The sequence below is a fragment of the Pedobacter sp. BG31 genome (assembly GCF_042464845.1).
GTDB classification, from domain to species: Bacteria; Bacteroidota; Bacteroidia; order Sphingobacteriales; family Sphingobacteriaceae; genus Pedobacter; species Pedobacter suwonensis.
The window spans coordinates 411,636-417,907 of sequence record NZ_JBHNZK010000003.1 but is presented as its reverse complement, the minus strand read 5'-3'; the positions used below and the strand labels follow the sequence as shown (position 1 = coordinate 417,907).

The 6,272-nt window shown below is 40.5% G+C and carries 3 protein-coding genes; all 3 read right to left on the bottom strand.

Features of this window, described 5'->3' with window-relative positions; translation table 11 throughout:
• Nucleotides 1-189: 189 nt before the first annotated feature.
• From ACFE6N_RS06760 to ACFE6N_RS06750, 3 genes are read right to left on the bottom strand one after another with little or no spacing between them, the layout of a single operon-like run.
• Entirely contained in the window at nt 190-1,317 is a 1,128-nt protein-coding gene (locus ACFE6N_RS06760; protein ID WP_378935020.1) for a redoxin domain-containing protein, read from the bottom strand.
• Between the two features lie 57 nt (nt 1,318-1,374).
• A complete protein-coding gene (locus ACFE6N_RS06755; RefSeq protein WP_378935018.1) occupies nt 1,375-2,781 on the bottom strand; it encodes a RagB/SusD family nutrient uptake outer membrane protein in 1,407 nt (468 codons plus the stop codon).
• Between the two features lie 10 nt (nt 2,782-2,791).
• The gene (locus tag ACFE6N_RS06750) at nt 2,792-6,205 is read right to left on the bottom strand and encodes a SusC/RagA family TonB-linked outer membrane protein (protein ID WP_378935016.1); all 3,414 of its coding nucleotides are present in this window, start codon (nt 6,203-6,205) and stop codon (nt 2,792-2,794) included.
• Between the last annotated feature and the right edge of the window lie 67 nt (nt 6,206-6,272).

The window sequence follows — 6,272 nt, the reverse complement described above, 5'->3', positions numbered from 1 at the left end:
GCCGCCGACTTCCTTCAGATTCGCAGTCACCCACGACACCCTTGTCTTTAGCTAACACTTCCTACTGCTAAGCGTGTTCGGGACTTTAACCCTATAGTCGATTGCCATGCCCGGCGCACCAAAAAAAAGAGGCTGTCTTTTTGAGAAAGCCTCTTTGTTATATATAATTTTGTTAATTAAAAATTGGTTTTAGCGGTATATTTTCTTCATGATTTCATCAAGTTCTATGCCCAGCAAGTTCTTTCCAATAATTTTTCCTTGAGGGTCAATTAAAAAGTTTTGAGGAACCATGTTAACCTTTAAAAGTTGCGCAGCAGCATTTTCTCTTCCTTTCATGTCCCCTACATGTAGAAACTCACCGGTTTGATCTTGCTTAATCGCATTTAACCACTTCTGTCTGGAATCGTCTATTGATACGGAGAGAACAACCAATCCATCTTTCTTATGACGATCAAAAGCCCGTTTTAAATGGGGACCCTCCAACCTGCAAGGGCCACACCACGAGGCCCAAAAATCAACAAAAAGGTATTTTCCTCTGAAGTCAGCCGTTCTGATCAGCTTACCTGTAACATCCGGCTGCACAAAATCAGGAAAAGTATTGCCAACAACATAAGAATTATGCGAAACGATCATTTTACTAATAGAACTGCCCAGAGGTGATTGCTGAAGCAACGGATCAAGCAAGCGGAATGCAGATGGAAAATCGGGTGGATTGGATATGGGTTTGGCAAGTTCATAAACCGCAAATAGCGCTACCGGGGATTTAGGATTTTGCCGGATAAAGTTAGTTGCATAAGAAAGCTCGATAGCCCTAAGCGAATCTAATTGCTGCCTGCTTTGCATAACAAGCTCTGCGTTATTTTGCTTGATGTACATATAATATTTAGTATTAACAGGACGCATGGCCTCGTATATTTTTAACAAGCCTGCATAATAAGAGATATAATCCTCGTGCAGTTTCCCCGCTTTGATGATTGATTCGCTAAACTGATCTCCCGACTGTACTGTAATATTGCTATTTGAAAGAAAAAACCTCAAATTATCTTTGTGGATAATTACGCTGACATTACCTTGACCTAAATGTTTGATACGGAGATTTGCCCTTTCTGGCACCCCAATCGAACCTTTAAAGATAAATTTGCCATCCTTAACAACAGCACTATCTGCAAAATTTGACGTGGTAAGATAGACAATTACCGCATCAGGAATGGCTTTCACATCTCCCTGAATAATGTATCCGTTTTTTTTGTTATGCGCTTTTACAGTATATGCACCTGTCAAAAGCAAGCCAAGTAGTATTATAGATATTTTTTTCATTGATTATTTAATAGTTTGCAAGGAACATTTTCCATATGCCCCCTTCTAAAATGTTAATTAATAGCCTTGGTTCTGAGAAAGATTATTATTGTTCATTCTTTCAGTTCTAGGAATCGGATAGAGTGCAGCATATGCTTTCCAGGTAGGTTTAATAGCACCTAAAACGGCATTTGCCCTACCCGTTCTTCTTAAATCGTTCCAGCGGTGGCCATATTCCGCAAACAATTCAATCCTCCGCTCCTGCTCAATGGCAAGTAGTATGTCTGCTTTTGAAGTTGCGGTAGTATTTGACAATCCTGCGCGGTTGCGAATCACGTTGATGTCTGAAACAGCGCCGGCCAAATCATTTTGCATTGCCTTGGCTTCTGCAAGAATCAAATATTGCTCACCTAATCTTAAGTAAGTCGAATATTCGGCCAGTGCCGTTGTATTTTGTAATTTTTGCTTATACTTTGCAGGGTAGTAATAATCCGCCCCCTGGTAGGTAGACCTGGCCACCCAACCAGAGAATCGCTTGTCATTTTTTTCGAAGGCATTTAGCAGATAGCTTGACAGTTGATACATTGGTACCTGTGTGCTGCCCTGTGCATAGGTTTGCCCTTCTTGTGTAAACCCAACAAAACCTGACGCGTTGAGTTGAAAAATAGCTTCAGCATTATTTTTTACAAATATGCCTGACAGACCGCTTGAAGGAAGCATGTTATACAGCGTAGTATAAGCAATAACGGTAGCCGCATTCGCCTGAGCATTGGCATAATCGCCCGTATACAAGTATACTCGTGCCAAAAGTGCGTTTGCAGCATATTTATTGGGTTTTATCCGTTCGCCTCCACCATAACTATAATCTGCCTGTAGGCCGTCTTTTGCATCTTTCAGGTCTTGTATAATTTGTTGGTAAATTTGCGCCTGAGGGCTGCGGGATAAGGTGTTGTTGATCGCTGCATCAGTACTCAGGGCTAAAGGGACGTCACCCCAAAGATTGGTAAGATAGAAGTAATGGTATGCCCTAACGAATTTCGCTTCGGCAATTGCTTCTGTTTTCATCGCTGCAGTTAAACCTTCTTTACTTGATTGCACCCCTTCAATAATTAAGTTTGCTTTATATATAAGTGCATAATAAGAATTCCACATATTCTGTACCGTAACGTCATTCTCAAAAATGGTGTTGCTGTTAAAACCATCATAAGTTTCATTTGGAATATAGAATTTCATTTCATCTGCCGAATTTCCCGTTACGAAAGATAGACCGAACTGAAGATTGGATGAGGTTTCATTAGCCATTTGACTGAATAATCCTGCCAATGCAGATTTTAAGGTGGCATCGTTGGTATAGACCGTGCTAGAAACGAGCTGACTGTTTGGAGCGCCAACATCAATAAATTTTTTGCAGCCGCTGCTCAATAAGGCTAACGAAACAACTAAGGTTACTAGATATAGTCGATATGAAAGGTGAATAGTTTTCATGTTGATTAGATTAAAATGAAAATTTAATGCCTGCCAGAAATGTAGTTAATGGCGGAATGTTGCTTGCGGGACTCTCGGGGTCGTAACCTTTAAATTTTGTAATGGTGAATAGGTTTTGTCCGTGCAAAAACACTTGCGCCGAGCTCAGGTGAAGCGCTTTGATCCATTCGTTTTTTAGGCGATAAGAGAGGGCAACATTTTTCAACCTCAGGTAGGCGCCGTTACTCAACATGGCATCAGATTGTGTATATTTATAATAGCTATTGTAAGCCGTTCCTTCGGTATTTATTGAAGAATTGCGTGTTGCTATTTTTCCATCAGTTGCTTTAAAAAGATCATAGGCATAACTTGACATGTTGATGGCATTGTATCCTGGGGGAGCAATACCGGTATAATAATCAATGTTATACTTGCTGCTTTTTCCTGTAAACTGAAAAAGAAAATCAAGTTGGAAATTTTTATAACTTAAACTGTTGTTCATGCCACCAAAAAAATCGGGGTTGGTTTTTCCAACAGCTACATAATCGCCTAAGCCATTATCTGCCAGGCCGCTTTCGTTTAATGAAGTTGAGCCATTATTGTTGGCATCTAAAAATTCGGGCAATTTCGTGCTAGCAGACAAGCCAGTATACTTTCTGGCATAAATGGTACTCATCTCCTGGCCCACAACCATGTAATTAATATAGGAAGTATTAGCTATTGAAGGGAACGAAACTAAAGTACTCTTGCTGAAACTGATGTTGAAACTGGTTGTCCAGATAAAGTTTTTCGTTTTAAAGTTTTGGCTGGTTAAACTAAGTTCCAGGCCTTTCTGCTGAATTCTGGCAGGCATATTTGCATACATTGCGGTAAATCCGGTAACACCGGTAACAGGACTGCTAACGAGTGGATTATCGGTATTGTTGACATAGAGGGCACTTGTAATCAATACCCGATCTTTGAAGAAACCCAGATCCATGGCAACTTCCATTTTTTTGTTTACTTCCCATTTAAGGTCTGGATTGGCCAATTTGCTTGGGTTTAAGCCAGATACCCCCCCATAAGTGTAGTTTGAAGTACTATAAGTGTCTAAATATAAATAATTGGGAATTTGGTCGTTTCCGGTAACACCATAACTGGAACGAAGTTTACCATAACTTAAAAATGGCAGTTTATCCTTGATCCAGTTTTCTTGTGTGAAAATCCAGGCAAAAGCAGCAGAACCAAAGCTCCCGAAACGATTATTGCGTCCAAATTTAGAAGAGCCATCGTACCGGTAGTTTAAATTTGCGATGTACTTATTTTTCCAATTGTAATTTATTCTACCATAAACCGATTGATACTTGTACTCAGAATCGAAATTATAGGTACGTACTGTTCCGGCGTTAGAAATGGAATTAAGAAGTGCGTCAGCTGTATAATTGGTACCGATGATATAAAATGGCTGATTATATTGGTTGCTTTGGAAGGTGGCTCCACCCAGGATATTCAGTTGACCTTGGCTCACCTTTAACGTATAATCAGCCATGGGTTCCACATTCCAGGTTGCTGCAGTATTTTGCTGAAAAGCAGCTGATGGCAATGTGGTGGTAAAAGGGCTGATACTTTTTGACATATTCAAATTTTTAGCATCAGCTATGAGTTTGTTGTACGAAGAATTCAACCTAATATTTAAATTATTGATTGGTGAGTATTTTAGGTTGATGCTACCGACTAAATTATTGTTTTTAGCCTCATAAGGCTGGTATAAAAATTTTAGCGGGTTTTGATAGGAAGTTGCCGACTGGTTAATCCAGTAAAGGTTTTGTCCGCTTTCATCGTAAAGCGGAAAGTTGGGCGCCTGTGTGAAGGCTACATAAGCTAGGTCAGTGGTTTGCCCAAGCCTGGAAACGTTATTGTTTTTGTCAAGCACGAGCATGGAAGTAACTTTAGCCGTAAACTTTCGGTCAAGGGAGTTATGTTCCAGGGCCAAATGTATAGCTCCCCTATTATAACTGTAATTGCCAGGAATAACAGTCGTTTCTTTGTGGTAAGTTCCGCTTAAAAGAAAATTGGTTTGTGTATTTCCGCCAGAGAAAGAAGCCGATAAATCGGTGGTTTGCGCAGTTTCTCCCATCAATACTTTTTCAAAATCGGTACTGCTGTTGGTATCCCAAATGGTAAGGTCCGGTGCTGTGGTAGTTGTTGGGCTAATTCCAGAATTGGCAAAAGCTGCGCGCCGAACTTCCAGATATTGGTCCAAGGTCATGTTTTTTACCCTATGAATATCCGCTACAGAAGAAAACCCTTTGCTTAAGTTCACATCAAGCTTTGTTTTTCCTGGTTTTCCTTTTTTAGTGGTAATCAATACAACCCCGTTTCCACCACGGCTACCATAGATGGCGGTAGCATCGGCATCTTTAAGTATTTCGATATTTTCAATGTCGCCAGGATTGATTGAATTTAAGGGACTAACGCCGTATGAAGGCTTCAGAAAGCCCACGGTGTTCCCTCCGGCAGAATAAGCGGGCTCAGAAAGAAACGGCACCCCGTCTACGATATATAATGGCGATGTACCGGTAGCAGGTGCACCGCTCACAACTGTAGGCAATGAAGTTGCAGCACGAATTTGAACAGCGATAGCAGCACCAGGAGAACCACTGGACTGGGTGATTAAAAGACCGGGAACTTGTCCGGAAAGCGCTTGCAGCACATTGGTAACAGGCTGTTTCTCAATTTCCGCAGCACTGATTTTAGCGATAGACCCTGTGCTTAAGCGTTGGCTGGTTGCCTGGCCATAAGCAACAACCTGTATCTCATCTAATTTGGTGTTGCTCGGTTCCAGGTTGATGGAAATCGTTTCTGAATTTCCTTTTGCAATGGTAAATTCTTTATCCAAATAGCCCACACAATGAAATGCAAGTGTAGCGTTTTCATTAATATTACTCAGGGCAAACTCACCTTTTAAATTGGTGATTACAGCCTTATTGGTTCCCTTAACTGTTACCGTTACGCCCGCCAGCGGATGTCCTTCGCTGGTAACAATTCCCTTAACCGACATCTGTACTTTAAACAGCTCGACAACCCTGTCTAGAAGCGTGCGTTCCTTATCTTGGATTACAACATTTTTATCGACCATTCGATAAGTGAAAGCTTGATTTTTTAGAATTATTTTTAAGGCATCCTCAACGGTTGCATCCTTCAGGCTAACAGAAACAAGGTCTCTTTTATTGAACAGGTTTGATTCATAAATAAAGGTATACCCTGTTTGCTTGCGAACCTTTTTTAAAACCTGTTCAATTGGAGTATTATTTTCATGGAGCGTAACCTGACTGAAAGTTTTAGCGCTAAGTGAAAATAAACTGATGAGTAAGATAGCAATTGTCAACTTCATGACCAGCAGGAGTTTTTTTGGAAAATACCACGAACGATTAGGCATAGTGGTAGTGATTGAATTTAAATTCATTACATTTGTTTAGTTTGGGTTAGTTCTAATTTTGGTTTAAAGTAATATTTCCCCTCCAAGGGAATTG

What these genes read in the sequence shown, in the direction of transcription:
- ACFE6N_RS06760 (WP_378935020.1), bottom strand. Translation starts at nt 1,317, where the DNA reads ATGAAAAAAATATCTATAATACTACTTGGCTTGCTTTTGACAGGTGCA.
- ACFE6N_RS06755 (WP_378935018.1), bottom strand. Translation starts at nt 2,781, where the DNA reads ATGAAAACTATTCACCTTTCATATCGACTATATCTAGTAACCTTAGTT.
- ACFE6N_RS06750 (WP_378935016.1), bottom strand. Translation starts at nt 6,205, where the DNA reads ATGAATTTAAATTCAATCACTACCACTATGCCTAATCGTTCGTGGTAT.